Origin of the sequence: Sphingobium xenophagum NBRC 107872 (assembly GCF_000367345.1) — a bacterium.
In the GTDB taxonomy this organism is placed as follows: domain Bacteria; phylum Pseudomonadota; class Alphaproteobacteria; order Sphingomonadales; family Sphingomonadaceae; genus Sphingobium; species Sphingobium xenophagum.
In genome coordinates this window covers 1-13,929 of sequence record NZ_BARE01000020.1, presented here as the reverse complement: position 1 = coordinate 13,929, position 13,929 = coordinate 1, and the positions used below count along the sequence as shown (strand labels likewise).

General features: G+C 65.4%; 15 protein-coding genes. 9 read left to right on the top strand and 6 right to left on the bottom strand.

The window, feature by feature from the left end; translation table 11 throughout:
* The first annotated feature begins 30 nt into the window (after nt 1-30).
* Nucleotides 31-630 (top strand): DedA family protein, encoded by a 600-nt coding sequence (locus tag SX1_RS11250; protein WP_019053059.1) that lies wholly within the window; start codon nt 31-33, stop codon nt 628-630.
* 20 nt (nt 631-650) lie between these two features.
* Here the strand turns inward: SX1_RS11250 and SX1_RS11245 are convergent, their stop codons facing one another.
* Together SX1_RS11245 and SX1_RS11240 are read right to left on the bottom strand one after the other, a co-directional pair.
* The gene (locus SX1_RS11245; RefSeq protein ID WP_019053058.1) at nt 651-926 is read right to left on the bottom strand and encodes a hypothetical protein; all 276 of its coding nucleotides are present in this window, start codon (nt 924-926) and stop codon (nt 651-653) included.
* A 52-nt stretch (nt 927-978) separates the two neighbouring features.
* Nucleotides 979-1,872 carry a tyrosine recombinase XerC gene (locus tag SX1_RS11240; protein ID WP_019053057.1) on the bottom strand — a complete coding sequence of 298 codons (894 nt, stop codon included), beginning with the start codon at nt 1,870-1,872 and terminating at the stop codon, nt 979-981.
* A 428-nt stretch (nt 1,873-2,300) separates the two neighbouring features.
* Here SX1_RS11240 and SX1_RS11235 point away from each other — a divergent pair, with 428 nt between their 5' ends.
* Genes SX1_RS11235 through SX1_RS11215 form a run of 5 tightly spaced genes read left to right on the top strand, consistent with a single transcriptional unit; the run spans nt 2,301 to nt 6,449 of the window.
* Nucleotides 2,301-3,176 carry an MBL fold metallo-hydrolase gene (locus SX1_RS11235; protein ID WP_019053056.1) on the top strand — a complete coding sequence of 292 codons (876 nt, stop codon included), beginning with the start codon at nt 2,301-2,303 and terminating at the stop codon, nt 3,174-3,176.
* The gene (locus SX1_RS11230) at nt 3,161-3,880 is read left to right on the top strand and encodes a DUF4230 domain-containing protein (protein WP_019053055.1); all 720 of its coding nucleotides are present in this window, start codon (nt 3,161-3,163) and stop codon (nt 3,878-3,880) included. The genes SX1_RS11235 and SX1_RS11230 overlap by 16 nt, the downstream gene beginning before the upstream one ends.
* Before the next feature lie 33 nt (nt 3,881-3,913).
* The gene (gene nadA, locus SX1_RS11225) at nt 3,914-4,900 is read left to right on the top strand and encodes a quinolinate synthase NadA (protein WP_017183880.1); all 987 of its coding nucleotides are present in this window, start codon (nt 3,914-3,916) and stop codon (nt 4,898-4,900) included.
* A 3-nt stretch (nt 4,901-4,903) separates the two neighbouring features.
* Nucleotides 4,904-5,752, top strand: coding sequence for a carboxylating nicotinate-nucleotide diphosphorylase (gene nadC, locus SX1_RS11220; protein ID WP_019053054.1), 849 nt, complete (start codon nt 4,904-4,906; stop codon nt 5,750-5,752).
* Nucleotides 5,745-6,449, top strand: coding sequence for a ribonuclease T2 family protein (locus tag SX1_RS11215; protein WP_019053053.1), 705 nt, complete (start codon nt 5,745-5,747; stop codon nt 6,447-6,449). Before nadC ends, SX1_RS11215 begins: the two co-directional genes overlap by 8 nt.
* A gap of 3 nt (nt 6,450-6,452) precedes the next feature.
* Here SX1_RS11215 and SX1_RS11210 read toward each other — a convergent pair whose 3' ends face one another.
* The 4 genes from SX1_RS11210 to SX1_RS11195 all read right to left on the bottom strand — a co-directional run bounded on the left by SX1_RS11210 (nt 6,453) and on the right by SX1_RS11195 (nt 10,733).
* Nucleotides 6,453-6,875, bottom strand: a complete 423-nt coding sequence (locus SX1_RS11210; RefSeq protein WP_019053052.1) for a DUF4112 domain-containing protein — start codon at nt 6,873-6,875, stop codon at nt 6,453-6,455.
* 26 nt (nt 6,876-6,901) lie between these two features.
* On the bottom strand, nt 6,902-8,398 hold the full coding sequence (locus SX1_RS11205; RefSeq protein WP_019053051.1) for an ABC transporter substrate-binding protein: 1,497 nt from the start codon (nt 8,396-8,398) through the stop codon (nt 6,902-6,904).
* A gap of 63 nt (nt 8,399-8,461) precedes the next feature.
* Nucleotides 8,462-10,060, bottom strand: a complete 1,599-nt coding sequence (locus SX1_RS11200; RefSeq protein ID WP_017183885.1) for a sensor histidine kinase — start codon at nt 10,058-10,060, stop codon at nt 8,462-8,464.
* Complete coding sequence (locus tag SX1_RS11195; RefSeq protein ID WP_019053050.1) at nt 10,029-10,733, bottom strand: response regulator transcription factor; 705 nt, start codon at nt 10,731-10,733, stop codon at nt 10,029-10,031. Before SX1_RS11195 ends, SX1_RS11200 begins: the two co-directional genes overlap by 32 nt.
* A 293-nt stretch (nt 10,734-11,026) precedes the next feature.
* Between SX1_RS11195 and SX1_RS11190 the strand changes: the two genes are divergently transcribed.
* From SX1_RS11190 to SX1_RS11180, 3 genes are all read left to right on the top strand, one after another.
* Nucleotides 11,027-12,631 carry a phosphoenolpyruvate carboxykinase gene (locus SX1_RS11190; RefSeq protein ID WP_019053049.1) on the top strand — a complete coding sequence of 535 codons (1,605 nt, stop codon included), beginning with the start codon at nt 11,027-11,029 and terminating at the stop codon, nt 12,629-12,631.
* Nucleotides 12,632-12,745: 114 nt separating this feature from the next.
* Nucleotides 12,746-13,063: a hypothetical protein gene (locus SX1_RS11185; protein ID WP_026002527.1), complete on the top strand. Its 318-nt coding sequence runs from the start codon at nt 12,746-12,748 to the stop codon at nt 13,061-13,063.
* Nucleotides 13,064-13,226: 163 nt separating this feature from the next.
* A partial coding sequence (locus SX1_RS11180; RefSeq protein WP_019053048.1) for a ferredoxin--NADP reductase occupies nt 13,227-13,929 on the top strand: 703 nt, incomplete at its 3' end.

Sequence of the window (13,929 nt, the reverse complement as noted above, 5' to 3'; positions counted from 1 at the left end):
AGTGACCTCCCTTCATTCGGGCATCGTGACATGACCGACTGGGTGCTCCGCCTGATCGACGCGGGCGGCTATTGGGGCATTTTCGTCCTGATGGTGCTGGAAAATGTCTTTCCGCCGATCCCGTCGGAACTGATCATGGGCATTGGCGGCATTCGCGTAGGTCAGGGGCGGATGGCGATGGAATGGCTGCTGCTGGCCGGCACCATCGGCACCACGGTCGGCAATTATTTCTGGTATCTGGTCGGCCATGTGCTGGGCTTTGGCCGGTTGAAGCCGCTGGTCGATCGTTATGGCCGCTGGGCGACGCTGGAATGGCGCGATGTCGAGGCGCTGGACCGACTGTTCGGCAAATATGGCCAGATCGTCGTCTTCGTGTTCCGCTTCATGCCAGCGCTGCGGACGATGGTATCGTTGCCCGCCGGACTGTTCCGCATGGGGCATGTGAAATTCCTGGCGTGGACAGCGGGCGGGGCGCTGATCTGGAACATCATCCTTGCCTATGCCGGATTCGTGCTGGGCAGGAATTTCAGCCAGATCGACAAATATATCGGCCCCGCCGCTACCCTGTGCGTGGTGGGCGCGGTGATCCTCTATCTGTGGCGGCTGGCGACCTGGCGGCCAAAGGGCTGAGCGGACAAAGGGCTGAGCGGTCAAAGCGGTATCTTCACGCCAACCATCACCCGTTGCGACGTGGTGCCGTTGCCCATGCCCTGGCTTTCCACGCGCACATTCCCCTTCACCTTGCCGAACAGTTCCATCTCCGCGCGGCCCAGCGGCGGTTCTTCGGGGACTGGGGCGCTGTCGATCCGCTGGTTTTGCCGTCGCGCGGTGACGACGATCGAATCGATGCTGGGCTGAACCTTTTTGAGGTCGAAGTCGGGCGGGATTTCCCCCATGGCCTGCAAGGCCAGAACGAAGCGCAGCATGGGCTTTCCCCTACCAGGAAAGCATGAGGGTGACGCAGGATTACGGCGATTTTCAGGCGCGCGGGTGGGCGTTGCGGTAGACGTCCATCAGGTGCGCGGCATCGACCTGGGTATAGACCTGGGTGGAGGACAGGCTGGCATGGCCGAGCAGTTCCTGCAAACTGCGCAGGTCCGCGCCGCGCCCTAGCAGATGGGTGGCGAAGCTGTGGCGCAGTGCATGAGGGGTGGTGCGGTCCGAGAGGCCGAGCCGTCCGCGCGCGCCCTGTACCGCGCGGCGGATGAGGGCGGGGGAGAGCGGGCCGCCACGGGCGCCGCGAAACAGCATCTCGTCGCGGGTCATGGGATAGGGGCAGAGCGCCAAATAGGCGTCGATCGCCGCGCGGACTTGCGGCAGCAGCGGGACGACGCGCATCTTGTTGCGTTTGCCCGTGACGCGCAGGGTTTCGCCGAGCGGCAGCGCCGCGCCGGTCAGGCCCATGGCCTCGCCGATCCGCAGTCCCGCGCCATAGAGTAGCATCAGCACTGCCCAGTCGCGCGCGCCGATCCAGGCTTCGCGCGCCCCTTCGGCAATGTCCTGCGCCAGCGCGACGGCTTCATCGGGGGAGACGGGGCGGGGCAGGCCGCGCTTGGTGCGGGGGCCTTTCAATAGGGGCACGCGGGCGTCCTCACCCCCGATGAAGCGCAGGAAGCCGCGCACGGCGGACAGTTCCCGCGCCGCTGACAGATTGCCGATACCCTCCATTCGCCGCGCGGTGAGGAAGGCGCGCAGGTCCGCCTGGCTGATCTGCGCCAGCAGCGCAGCGGTGACGGGCTCGCCATGATGCGCCTCCAGAAAGGCCACCAGCCGCTCGGCGGTCGCGACATAGGCGCGCACCGTATGGGTCGATCGCCGCCGGTCGAGGCTGAGATGATGACGCCAGCGTTCGATAAGGTCGGGGGAGGGCATGAGGGCAGTCTAGGGCAGGCGCGGGAAATAGGAAATGGCGGGCTTAACTTCGCATATTTCCCGGCAAATGCGACATAAAAGAACAAGGTTGGGACATTTTGTGACGGCTGAGCGCGTTGCAAATCCGATAGTGGGGTGGGGTTGACCGGAGGACAGATGAAGGGGGATCGCGCTTCCGATAGGGCGACACCCCTCCACCACCGCTTCGCGGCGGTCCCCCTCCCCTTGCAGGGGAGGATTTGCTGGTGTCGGCTTTGCACAGCGCATGTTCGCCTAATTTTTGAGCGAGGAAGAAGGGTTGGGATTGCCCGGTTCGGCATGGGCCGGGTTCGATGAAATGGGAGAGTTGCGGCGGCAGCATAGGGCGAAGCGGGGCGATAGGACAGGCGTGGCCTTGAAATCCGGCGGGAAATGGGCACATGGGAAGCATGGCACCCCCTTTTGATCTGGCCGACCTGCCGACGGGCGTGGCGATGCCCCTGTCGCCGCTGGTGGCCCGCGTGCTGGCGCCCAATCCGTCGCCCTTCACCTTCACCGGCACCCAGACCTATGTGGTCGGATCGAGCGACGTGGCGGTGATCGATCCCGGCCCGGACGAGGCGGATCATCTGACGGCGCTCACCGCCGCCATTGCCGGGCGACCGGTGGTGGCGATCGTCTGCACCCATACCCATCGCGACCATAGCCCGGCTGCCCAGCCGCTGCGCGCCATGACCGGCGCGCCGGTGATCGGCTGCGCGCCGCTGACGCTGGATGATGACGGGCCGCGCGCCGATGCGGCGTTCGACGCGGCCTATCGCCCCGACCGGATACTGGCGGACGGCGAACGGCTGGCCGGCGAGGGGTGGACATTGGAGGCGGTGGCGACGCCGGGGCATACGTCTAACCATCTGTGCTTCGCGCTGGTCGAGGAACAGGCACTGTTTACCGGCGACCATGTGATGGGCTGGTCCACCAGTGTCATTTCGCCGCCTGATGGCGACATGGCCGATTATATGCGGTCGATGCAGCGGTTGCTGGAGCGTCAGGACATTATCTATTATCCCGCCCATGGCGAACCGATCGACAATCCGCAGCGGCTGGTGCGCGGCATGATCGGCCATCGCAAGCAGCGTGAGGGCCAGATTTTGCGCTTTCTGGAGCGTAATGGCGACAGCTTGATCCCCGACATGGTGGCCGAAATGTACAAGGGCGTCGATCCGCGCCTGCACCCGGCCGCCGGGCGATCGGTGCTGGCGCATCTGATCGACCTGCATCAGCGGGGGCTGGTCATGGCGGCGGACGATCTGTGGCAGATGCGCTGAAACGCTATGCCGGGCCGTTTGTGGCCGGACTGCTGCTGCTGTTCGTCGGCATGGCGATGTGGATCGGCTGGCAGCGCTATGACCGCGACTATGTCGTGGCGGTGGAGGAGGACGGGTCTGCCGTCACCAGGGTGATCGCCGCGAAGATCGCCGGGGTCAGCAGCCTGAAAGTGTCCGAACTTAACGGCACGATCCAGAGCAGCGCGCAGGATGTGCGCGGCTTTGGCCTGCTCAAGTCCGACCAGGTCGTCAAAATGCCCTTCTCGGTCGATTATTTCCTCGATGTCAGCGGATTGGGCGCGGACGATCTGGAATGGGACGGGCAGACCCGCACGCTGATCGTCAACGCGCCCGACGTGATGGCGGGCAAGCCCAATGTCGATGAGAGCCGCCGTACGCTGGTGCAGACCAACGGCCTGTTCGTGACCCGGCAGGCGAGTGAGGCGCTGAGCCGCCGCGTGTCCGCCCATGCGCAAAGCCGCGCGCTGGCAACCGCGCGCTCGCCCGAACGGATGGCGCAGGCGCGTGAATATGGTCGCGCGGCGATCGGCAAGTTGATGGCCGCGCCGCTCAGCGCGGCGGGCTATGGCGATGCGCGGGTGATCGTCACCTTCCCGCCGGAGCGCAGGGGCCGCAATGGCGAGCGGTGGGATGTGACCACGCCGATCAACGAGGTGCTGGCCAACAAGCGAGCGCAGCGCTAGGGCGCTCGTCAAGGACCGAGGAGTTTTAGGGACATGAACGCTTTTACCGGCATTCCGCAGGGTACCGACCTGCGCGCAGAGATTGAGCGACTGCGCAAGGAGCGCAACGCGGTGATCCTGGGTCACTATTATCAAAGCCCGGAAATTCAGGACCTGTCGGACTTTGTCGGCGACTCGCTGGAACTGTCGCGCAAGGCGGCGGAGACGGATGCGGACGTCATCGCCTTCTGCGGCGTGCGCTTCATGGCGGAGACGGCCAAGATCCTGTCGCCCGACAAGATCGTCGTGCTGCCCGACATGGACGCCGGTTGCAGCCTGGAGGACAGCTGCCCGCCCGCCCAGTTCAAGGCGTTCCGCGAAGCGCATCCCGACCATATCGCGCTGAGCTATATCAACTGTTCGACCGAGGTGAAGGCGCTGTCCGACATCATCGTGACATCTTCGTCCGCCGAAAAGATACTGGCGCAGATTCCCAAGGATCAGAAGATCATCTTCGGCCCCGACAAGCATCTGGGCGGTTATCTCAAGCGCAAGCTGGGCCGCGACATGCTGCTGTGGCCGGGCGTGTGCATCGTGCATGAGGCATTCAGCGAGACCGAATTGCTGAAGCTCAAAGCCCAGCACCCCGACGCGCCGATCGCCGCGCACCCCGAATGTCCGCCCTATATCGTCGATCATGCCGATTATGTCGGGTCGACCAGCGGCATATTGGACTTTGCCAAGACGATGCCGGGCGACACGCTGATCGTTGCGACCGAACCGCACATCATCCACCAGATGGAAAAGGCGGTGCCGGAAAAGACATTCATCGGCGCACCGGGCGCGGACGGCAACTGCAACTGCAATATCTGCCCCTATATGGCGCTCAACACGATGGAGAAGCTGTACCTCGCGCTGCGCGACCTCCAGCCCCGCATCGAGATGGACGAAACGCTGCGGCTGGGCGCGAAGAAGAGCCTCGATCGGATGCTGGAAATGGCCAGCGGCACGGTGGGGCAGGGGGATTTGGGGGCGCGATAAGCCATGACCTTCTCCCTTCCCGGTTTCGACCTTGACGCTTTCGTCGCTTCCACGCTGGCCGAGGATCTGGGGCCGGATGGCCGGGACGTCACCAGCGAGGCGGTGATCCCCGCCGATGCGATGTTCGACGGGGTGATGGACACGCGGGACGCGGTGACGCTGGCGGGCCTGCCGGTCGCAGCCGCTTTCTTCCGGGCGCTTGATCGCGATGTGGTGATTGAACTGCTGCATCAGGATGGTGACCGGGTGGCGGCGGGGACCGACATCATGCGGATTCGTGGGAAGGCGCGGGCGATGCTGACGGCGGAGCGATCGGCGCTCAATACGGTCCAGCATCTGAGCGGTATCGCGACGATGACGCGCGCCTATGTCGATGCGATCGATGGAACGGGCGCGACGCTGCTGGATACGCGCAAGACCATTCCGGGGCTGCGTGTCCTTGAGAAATATGCGACGCGGATGGGCGGGGCGACCAATCACCGCATGGGATTGTGGGACGCGGCGATGATCAAGGACAATCATGTCGCGGTCGCCGGATCGGTCGAGGAAGCGGTGCGCCGCGCGGTGGATGCCGGGGTTGCCAGCATCATCGTAGAGGTCGACCGGATCGACCAGATCGAACCGGCGCTGGCCGCCGGGGCCACGCATTTGCTGCTCGACAATATGGATGCGGCGACGCTGCGGCAGGCGACGGCACTGGTCGGCGGGCGCGTGCCGACCGAGGCATCGGGCGGGGTGACGCTGGAGACGATCCGGGCAAGGGCGGACACGGGCGTCACCTATATCAGCGTCGGGCGGCTGACCCAGTCGGCCCCGGCGGCGGACATCGGGCTGGATTTCGCTTATGCTTAAAGGGCTGGCCCTGGTGGCGCTGATCGCGATGCCGGGGACGGCGCTGGCGCAATCGGCCCAGTGCAGCCCGCCCGCGCAGATCGCCCGGCCCGACCTGGAGGGGCCGACCGCCAAAGAGCCCAGGCGCATCCTGCCGATCGGCAGCTATACGCTGGCGCTCAGCTGGTCGCCGCAATATTGTTCGACCGCGCGGGGCAAGGGGAGTGCGCTTCAGTGCGATGGCCGCCATGGCCGCTTCGGCTTTACGCTGCATGGGTTGTGGCCGGACGGCTTTGGCAAGGAATGGCCGCAATATTGTCGCGCCGCCAATCTGGTGCCCCGGCAAGTGATCCGGCAGAATCTGTGCGCGACGCCGTCGGTCCAGCTGATCCAGCATGAATGGGCCAAGCATGGCACCTGCATGACGACAAAGCCGGAGCGCTATTTCAACCGGTCGCGGGCGTTGTACCAGTCGATCCGCTACCCCGACATGGGGGCGCTGGCGCGGAGCAAGTCCCTGACCGTCGGGCAGTTTGCGCAGGCCTTTGCCCGCGCCAACCGGGGGCTGAAGCCCGATATGCTGCGGGTCACGACGGCGCGGGGCAACTGGCTGAGCGAGGTGTGGCTGTGCATGGACCGGGCGATGGAGTTTACCCGCTGCCCGGCGCATCAGGGCGGCGCACCGGTCAAGAGCCCGTTGCGGATCGCGCCGCTATAGTCCCTAGCCCTCGATCGTCGCGGTCGAGGGGTGGTGCTTGTCCAGATGCTTGCGGATGATGCGCAGGTTGCGGGTGTTTGAGCGGAACGCGAAGTCGAACAGATCGCCGACCAAGGGAATGGCGCCCAGCAGCGTATCGACCCCGACATTGGCCGACATGCGGGTAATCTGCCATTTCGACATGCCCAGATTGCGCGCTTCCCAGACCATCCACATGCCCATGGAAGCGGTCGCCAGGTCGCCGATGACCGGCACCAGCCCGACGATGCTGTCGATACCGACGGGGCGATTGATGCCTGGGACGACGAACAGGCGCTCCAGCACCGCCTCCATCGCTTCGATACGGCGGCGCACCGAGGCGGGGTCGCGGCCAAGGCCCGGAATGGCGCTGGCGGTGCCATTTGCGGAGTCGGGCGAAATCGGCATGGGCAAGGCGTCTCCTGTTGCCTGCCCTAGTTGGTGCGTCGGAACAGATGGTTCAATGGGTGGCGCGCGCGGGGCGATGGCTGGAAACCGTTGAGCCGCCTGGACACGAGCGACCAGCGGATCGGCGTGCCAAGCGGGATATAGCCATTATGCGCGACCATCAGCGCTTCGGCCTCCGCGATGCGGGCGGCGCGGTCCTCCGGCGTGCTGGCAAGGCTGGCGGCCTGAAGCTGGGCATCGGCGGCGTCGCTGCAATGGATTTTGCGGGCGCAGCCGACCCGGCCCAGATACCAGAGCGCGCTGTCATAGGCGGCGACTTCGTCGATCAGCCGCAGTTCCGCGTCGCTGGTCATGGAGACGCGCCGCACCGGCAGGCCGATGGCGTCCAGATCGCGTCGCAGCAGGCCGAACAGCAAAGTCGCGCCCGGCCCCTGCGGCAGGGCGATGCGCAATGGCGGCGGGTCGCCATGATCGTCGCGCCAGACGGCAACGGCAGCGCTCGCCCGGCCGCGCCGGTCCTCCAGCGACAGGGCGGCCCAGTCCGGATCGGTCGGCGCGCGGCCAAGATCGAGCTGGTCGGGGACGATGCGGTTGCTGGTGGCCCAGCCACCGATCGGCAGCAGGGCAGGGATCTGGCTGCGGTCGATCGCCATGTTGATCGCCGCGCGTATGCCGTCATCGTCGAGCAGACTGCCCCGGCCCGTCACGGCCAGCCCCAGCAGCCCCTGCACCGGATCGGCCCGCACGGCATCGCGATCGACCCCGGCGGGGACGAGCAGCGGCAAATCGGCCAGTCGCCCCCCCAGCACCAGCGCGGCCTGCCCTTCGCGGAAGCGCACGATGGCAAGGGCAGCGGGTTCGGCGCGCAGCACGCGCGTCTGCCACGCCGGGACCGGCGTGTCCTCGGCATCGTCATCGTCGCTCAGCCGGTCGATCGGGGTCAGAATTATCGCCTTGCCCCATGTCTTGCGGCGATAGGGGCCAGTGCCCCCGTCGCGCGAGACGATGGCCATTTGCGGCTGGGCCAGCATCTGAAGGATATAGGGGCGGGCCGTCGCAAGGCGGATCTCGATCACTTCGCCGGTCATCGGGATCACGGCCTGCACCGCGTCGAGCGGTCCGTCCGGGTCGAGCCGGCGCAGCGATTCGATCCGCGCCATCAGCATCCGCGCCACATCGGGTGCGGCGACCCGCGCGCCCTTGGCCCAGAAGGCGCGGCGCAGGCGGAAAATATAGCTGCGCCCGTCATCCTCCACGATCCAGCGCTGGGCGAGTGCGGGCAATATGTCGCCGCTGGCGTCGAAGGCGACCAGCCCCTGCGCGGTCGCTTCCAGAAACAGCTTGGCGCCGGGATCGGGCAGATGCTGCAAGGGTTTGGCGAAATCTTCGCGATCGCCCACGACGCTGACGACGACGGGATCGTTGCTGTCGGCCGAACAGCCGCCCATCATCGCAAGCAGGCCGGGCAGCGCAGCAAGGGCGAGGCGGTGGACGCGCCGACGGGGGATGGGGACGGTCGACATGATGGGCCGCCACCCTAGCCCGCTAACGGCCTGCCGCCAACCGCCATGGCGGGGCGATCGCGATCATTCCGATACCATCCCCGGATCGCGCGCCACAGCCATCGGCAGGTGCAGGATGAAGCAGGCGCCGCTCTGCGCGTCCTGACGGTCGGCGATGCTGATGCGGCCCTGATGACCGTCGATGATCGAGCGGGCGATGGCGAGGCCGAGGCCAGAATGCTTGCCGAAACTTTCGCCTTCGGGGCGGACGCTGTGGAAGCGGCGGAAGACATGCTCGCGCTCCGATTCGGGGACGCCCGGTCCTTCATCCTCGACGCTGACCAGCACCTGATCGTCGGCGACGGTCGCGACCACCTGAACCAGTCCGCCGTCCGGCGAGAAGGAAATGGCGTTGTCGATCAGATTTTCCAGCACGCGCACCAGCCGCTGTTCCTCGCCCAGCACCACCGCGACATTCTTGCGCGGGCGGGCGAAGGCAAGCCGCACGCCGCGGGGCACGCCGCGCGCCTCATGCGCGCCGACGATCCTTTCGATGAGCTGGCCAAGGTCCACCGGCTCGAACCGGGTCCGGGACAGTTCGGCATCGACGCGGGAGGCTTCGGCAATGTCGGTGACCAGCCGGTCGAGACGGCGGACATCGTCCTGCGCGATCGCCATCAACTGCGCGCGCAGGTCCGGCCGGTCGACCCGTTCGAGCGCGTCGAGGGCGGAGCGGAGCGAGGCGATGGGGTTTTTCAGTTCATGGCTGACATCGGCGGCAAAGGCGTCGGTCGCGTCGATCCGCTGGCGCAGCGCCTGGCTCATGTCCGACAGGGCGCGGGCGAGCATGCCGATTTCGTCGCGCCGTTCGGGCAGGCGCGGCACGGTCACCTGCCGCGCGCGGCCCAGCCGCACGCGCACGGCGGCGCGGGCGAGGCGCTGGAGCGGGAGCACGATGGTGCGCGCCAGGAACAGGGAGAGCAGGACCGACGCCAGCACCGCGACCGCCAGCACCATGCCGAGGCGCAGCCGCTCCGCGCGGACGGTGCGGGTGATGTCGCGGGCATTTTCGGTCGCGAACAGGCTGGTGCCGTCGCGCATCGCCACGGCGGCGGAGATCACGAAGGTCCGGTCGGGGGCGTAGCGGTTGACGGCCTGCGGTCGCCCGGTCTTGCGCGCCATCTGCACTTCGGGCCAGGCGTCCGCGCGATCGACGGCGGGTTCGATGAAGTCGGGCGGACGGTCCGCCGACACGACCCGGTCCATCGCCTTGTCAAGGAAGCGGGCGACATGGCGCTGCCAGTCCTCTTCCGACGGCTGGCGCAGGCGATAGCGCGGTGCGTCCATGGCGAAACTGTCGGACAGGCGATGGCCGTCGGGCGCGTAGCGGCGCACCCGGTCGCCGGTCTGGCGGGCATAGGCGGCGATCAGCTGACGCTGGCGTTCGGGCGGCACGCTTTCCAGCCCGATCGCCAGCAATTGCAGTTCCCGCGCCGACTGTTCCAGCCGCGCGTCGACGATGCGCGTGCGATAGCTGTCGAGATAGAAAAATCCCCCCGCCAGCAGCGCCAGCGCAAAGACGTTGACGGCCAGGATGCGCGGCGTGAGGCTGATCCGCCCGGACCAGCGCAGGCCATCAGCACCCAGGCCGTCACTCTTCGGAGAAGCGATATCCGGCGCCATAGAGTGTGTCGATTGCGTTGAAATCGGAATCTACCTCGCGGAATTTGCGCCGCAGCCGCTTGATATGGCTGTCGATGGTGCGATCGTCGACATAGACGTCGTCCTGATAGGCGGCGTCCATCAACTGGTTGCGGTTCTTGACCACGCCGGGGCGGGTGGCCAGCGTTTCGAGGATGAGGAATTCGGTGACAGTCAGCGTCACGTCCTGACCGTTCCATTTCACCCGATGGCGGGCGGGGTCCATTTCCAGCCGCCCGCGGATGATCGGGTCGGCGACCGGCTGGTCGGGGGTTTCGGGCGTCCGGCTGACTTCGGCGCGGCGCAGGATCGCGCGGATGCGGGCGATCAGCAGCCGTTGGGAAAAGGGTTTGGAGATATAGTCGTCCGCCCCCATCGCCAGCCCCAGCGCCTCATCCAGCTCATCCGCCTTGGACGTCAGGAAAATGACCGGCATCGGGCTTTTTTCCCGCAGGCGGCGCAGCAGTTCAAGGCCATCCATGCGCGGCATCTTGATGTCGAACACCGCCAGATCGGCGGGATTGTCGAGCAACGCCTTCAGCGCGCCTTCCGGGTCGGAATAGACCCGCGTCATGAAGCCTTCGGTCTGGAGCGCGATCGACACGGACGTCAGGATATTCTTGTCGTCATCCACCAGGGCGATGGTTGCTGTCATGCGGCATCCCAGAAATATGTGTGGTCAGAAACATGCGTGGCGGGGGCGAAACGAGCGTTAGACGATGCCAGCGCGCGCTGCAAGGAAGGCGGGGTCGGCCGATCATGCGGCAGGACAGTCGCTATTCGTGACAAACGCCTGAACACAGGGATTTGACGCACCCTACGCAAAGCCGTATGCCGCCAATGTCTGCAAGAATGACGCCGCCCGCAAGATAGCGGCGCTGAGGGGCGGACCGGTCGCGAATATACAGAATGTTTGTGACACGGAATTATTACATCAGGAGCAAAGGCGTGCAGGCCAAATCCTCAATCACCCTGGCCAACCAGGGCATTACGACCAATGCCGTCCAGTTCTGGAATCTCGGCACCGCGCCTCTGGTCGAGGCGGCGATCCGCAACGGCGAAGGCATATTGTCGAAGGACGGCCCGCTGGTCGTCAAGACCGGCAAGCATACCGGCCGCAGCGCCAAGGACAAGTTCATCGTCCGCGATGCCGAAACCGAATCGACGGTGTGGTGGGGCGAGACCAATCGCGGCATGACTCCGGAACATTTCGCCGCGCTCAAGGCGGATTTCTTCAAGGCGCTGGGCGAAAAGGACACGCTCTATGTCGCCGACCTGTTCGGCGGTTCGCAGCCCGAACATCGCGTCAATGTGCGCGTCATCAACGAGCGCGCCTGGCACAACCTGTTCATCCGCACCCTGCTGGTGCGTCCCACGGCCGATGAACTGGCGGGCTTTGCGCCCGAATATACGATCATCGACCTGCCCACGTTCAAGGCCGATCCGGCGCGTCATGGCTGCCGCAGCGAAACCGTCGTTGCCGTTAACTTCACCGAAAAGCTGATCCTGATCGGCGGCACCGCCTATGCCGGTGAAATGAAGAAGTCGGTGTTCGGCATCCTCAACTATCTGCTGCCGGTCAAGGGCGTGATGCCGATGCACTGTTCGGCCAATATCGGCCCGAACGGCGACACGGCTGTGTTCTTCGGCCTGTCCGGCACGGGCAAGACCACCCTGTCGGCGGACGCCAGCCGCACGCTGATCGGCGATGACGAGCATGGCTGGTCGGACACTGCCGTGTTCAATTTCGAAGGCGGCTGCTATGCCAAGATGATCAACCTGTCGGCCGAGGCCGAGCCGGAGATTTTCGCCACCACCAAGCGTTTCGGCACGGTGCTGGAAAATGTCGTGATTGACGAGGAGACTCGCGAAATCGACCTGGACGACAATAGCCTGGCGGAAAACAGCCGCGGTTCCTACCCGATCGACTTCATCCCCAACACGTCGGAAAAGAATCTGGGTCCGGTGCCCAAGAATATCATCTTCCTGACCGCCGACGCCTATGGCGTGTTGCCGCCGATCGCGCGGTTGACCCCGGAACAGGCGATGTATCATTTCCTGTCGGGCTATACCGCGCGCGTTGCAGGGACCGAGATCGGCGTGACCGAGCCGACCGCGACCTTCTCCACCTGCTTTGGCGCGCCGTTCATGCCGCGTCATCCCAGCGTCTATGGCAATCTGCTGAAGGAACGGATCAACAAGGGCGGGGTCACCTGCTGGCTGGTCAATACCGGCTGGGCCGGTGGCAAGGCGACGATGCCGGGGATCAAGCGGATGCCGATCAAGGTGACCCGTGCGCTGCTCAATGCCGCGCTCGACGGCAGCCTGAACCAGGCCGAGTTCCGCACCGATCCCAATTTCGGCTTCGACGTGCCGGTGGCGGTCGCTGGTGTCGATTCGACCATCCTGGACCCGCGCGCCATGTGGGCGGACGCCAACGCCTATGACGAAACCGCCGCCGTGCTGGTCAAGCAGTTCGTCGACAATTTCGCGCAGTTCGAGGATCATGTGGACGAAGGCGTACGCAGCGCGGCGCTGGTCGCTGCCGCCTGATCGGACGCATTCGCGCAAATCGGGGCCGGGGGAGCGATCCTTCCGGCCCTTTTTCTTTTTGCACCTGCGTAACGATGCTATGGTAGCTGCCGGTGCGAAGCAGGAGTGACGATGATGGGCATGTTCGACGATCTAATCGGCAAGGTGGGCGGTCTGGAAGCGATCGCGGCGCAGATCGGCCTGACGCCCGAACAGATGCAGGGGCTGATGAGCGAGATCAGCGGCAAGATCGGGTCCGGCGAAACCAGCGTGGCGGCGCTCGCCGAAACCGCGGCGGAACATGGCGTGTCGGCGGACAAGTTGCAGGAATTGCTCGCCCAGTTCGGTGGCCCCGAAGCGATATTGGGCAAGCTGGGCGGGATGTTCGATCGCGATGGCGACGGCAATCCGCTCAATGAACTGGGTGGCCTGGCCAAGGGTCTGTTTGGCTGAATAGCCCGACCGCTGCGGGGGGCAGCTATCGACCCCCCAAGTTTTTTTCGCCTTGCCTTCATGGGGCGATGGCTCCATTCGCGTCAGATATCAGTTGTTGCGAACGATACGCAACAGGCGCGGCCCGCCCGGCCCGCGCGCATAGATGGCAAGGAAGAAGGTCTTGACCGACGTGACGATCGAAAAGCCGCAATTGGAACCCACCGGCGCGCTGAGCGTGGAAACGGTGCTGTCGGTGCGGCACTGGAACGAGCATCTGTTCAGCTTCCGCATCACCCGCCCGGCAAGCTTCCGCTTCCGTTCCGGTGAGTTTGTGATGATCGGCCTGAAGGGCGAAAATGGCAAGCCGCTGCTGCGCGCCTATTCGGTCGCCAGCCCGTCATGGGACGAGGAACTGGAATTCCTGTCGATCAAAGTCGAGGATGGCCCGTTGACCAGCAAGCTCCAGCTGATCGAGCCGGGCGACCAGATCTATCTGGGCCGCAAGCCGACCGGCACGCTGGTGACCGACGCGCTGCTGCCGGGCAAGCGGCTATTCATGCTGTCGACCGGCACGGGCCTGGCCCCGTTCCTGAGCCTGTCGCGCGACCCGGACGTGTATGAATTTTACGAGCAGGTCGTCGTGATCCATTCGGTACGCCGGGTCAGCGATCTGGCGTTCCGCGAGGAGCTGGAATCCAAATGGGCGGAAGATCCGCTGGTGTCCGAACAGGCGCCGGCGCAGTTCCATTATGTGCCGACAGTGACCCGCGAACCGTTTGACGGCCACAGCGCGCGGATCGACAAGCTGGTCGAGAGTGGCGCGCTGTTCGAGGGGATTCCGGGCGCAGGGAAGTTCGATCCCGAAACCGACCGGATCATGATGT